This window comes from Oleiphilus sp. HI0125 (genome assembly GCF_001635355.1).
Map to the genome: position 1 here is coordinate 1 of NZ_LWGF01000960.1, position 1,158 is coordinate 1,158.

Below are 1,158 nucleotides of genomic sequence, written 5' to 3' on the forward strand. Positions count from 1 at the left end.
CTGGTTCTGAAACTCCCGATCTGGACGTGATTTTAGATATTCCGGTGACCATCTCGATGGAAGTTGGGAATACGTCAATTCCTATTCGTAATTTATTACAGCTGAATCAGGGCTCTGTTGTTGAATTGGATCGATTGGCAGGCGAGCCATTAGATGTACTGGTTAACGGTACGCTAATTGCCCATGGCGAAGTGGTTATGGTGAACGATAAGTTCGGTATTCGTTTGACGGACGTTGTAAGTCCATCAGAACGCATTCGTCGCCTAGGCTAACTAGGCAGCGCTGGATTTGGCGTAAGTGAGGTAAATTGTGCGTCTGTTGATCCTTCTAATGATTACTTTGCTGAGCTTCAATGCGCTTGCGACGCAGAAAACGATCACTTCAGAACAAAATAGTAATACTCAAACCGTAGAGTCAGTTGAACGCTCAGATTTGTCGGAGCAGGAGGCTGCTGAAAAAAGCCTAGTGACAACAATAGAATCTGAGGGTTTGGATTCTAATCAGTCGTCGGCTTCTCAAAACATACTTGATTCTGACGGCCTTCTTTCTTCTCCAAAAGTCACTGTTTCTGAAGCATCCAATTGGCCTTTTGTGATGCTCACGCTGCTAGGTATGGTTGCCTGTATCTTATTGATCGCCTTTATCGTCAAGCGTTTTACAGGTTTAACCGGTATGGGATCGAACGATTTAAAAGTTGTTTCTGCCATGGCGATTGGAACGCGGGAGCGTGTTGCAGTGCTAGATGTTCGTGGTGAGCAATTCTTGATCGGCGTGACTTCGCAGCAGATTTCCTTGCTGCATCATTTCGATGAAGCGCCAATTAAGCCCTCGGTATCGGCGAAACCGAGTGAGTTTGCCGAAAAACTCCAATCTATTATTAGCAAGCAAAGTTCAAAAGGGAGTGAATAAGTGAAGGCTGTTTTATTCTCGATCTTAGCGTTGCTTGTGCCTTCTTTTGGTTTCGCAGCCGACTCTGGTATTCCAGCATTGCAGTTGATAACGAATGAAGACGGGTCTCAGTCTTATTCTGTAACGCTGCAAATTCTGGCGCTGATGACAGCGCTAACTTTTTTGCCTGCGATGTTAATGATGATGACATCGTTTACGCGGATCATTGTGGTGTTTGCTATTTTGCGACAAGCACTTGGTCTTCAGCAG

The 1,158-nt window shown here is 45.2% G+C and carries 2 protein-coding genes and 1 pseudogene; all 3 read left to right on the top strand.

Translation table 11 applies throughout. From position 1 onward, the window contains the following. Positions 1–272: flagellar motor switch protein FliN (gene fliN / locus A3762_RS16430; RefSeq protein WP_068756672.1), on the top strand; the 272-nt coding region annotated here is incomplete at its 5' end. A 37-nt stretch (positions 273–309) separates the two neighbouring features. Next, the gene (gene fliO, locus A3762_RS16435) at positions 310–909 is read left to right on the top strand and encodes a flagellar biosynthetic protein FliO (protein WP_156493452.1); all 600 of its coding nucleotides are present in this window, start codon (positions 310–312) and stop codon (positions 907–909) included. Further along, a pseudogene (locus tag A3762_RS16440) lies at positions 910–1,158 on the top strand (flagellar biosynthetic protein FliP); the annotation flags it as partial.